The organism is Paracoccus niistensis (assembly GCF_042432925.1).
GTDB lineage: Bacteria > Pseudomonadota > Alphaproteobacteria > Rhodobacterales > Rhodobacteraceae > Paracoccus > Paracoccus niistensis.
The window spans coordinates 1-610 of sequence record NZ_JBHLWE010000012.1; the positions used below are offsets into that span (position 1 = coordinate 1).

Genomic DNA, 610 nt, shown 5'->3' on the forward strand with positions numbered 1-610 from the left:
CCTTCGTCCTCCATCTGGCTCGAAAGCTACTTCAGGGAGGACCACTTTTCAGGGGGCAGACCAGTTCCGATTGCCGCGCAACCCTTAAGCTGGCAGGGATTTTCTGACGGAACGCACATTACCGCTACCCGGCAGCAGGGCGTCGTTAAAGCCGATCTGTCAATCGTCGACTGGGCCGTGATGAGCGCCAGCACGCACAGGAACGTTGACCTTCTGCGGCCCGCACCTCCTCGACCAGCTACTCTGGACGGCATCAAAATCGTTGGAGCAGATCAAGACATCACGACTGCGGCTCTCTGGCTTAGGTCCCATTATCCCGAGTTGATTCCTGAAAGAGGCTTCACCGTTACGGTTGTCCCACACATCCCCGGTGGTCTCGGGGATTATCAACCTTCGTCTGGGCAAATGCGGATCAAGTCGGGCCAAGGTGTTCAGGGTTATATTAAAACACTGGCCCATGAACTCCTTCACTGGCATGAAAGAGAAGAAGGTATAATGCCTTTCCTGGCTACATTCCTTAATTTCGAACGAGGGGAGGAGGAAAGGCTGAGGTGGTCCCGGCTTTTGAGACAGGGGCATAAGGTGGATCGCCTAATGAAAAGGACGATCC

1 protein-coding gene is annotated in these 610 nt (G+C 54.6%); it reads left to right on the top strand.

Annotated elements, in window-relative coordinates; genetic code table 11:
* Positions 1 to 180: 180 nt before the first annotated feature.
* Positions 181 to 610, top strand: a 430-nt coding sequence (locus ACFFII_RS03660) for a hypothetical protein (protein ID WP_377697546.1), incomplete at its 3' end; no start/stop codon positions are given.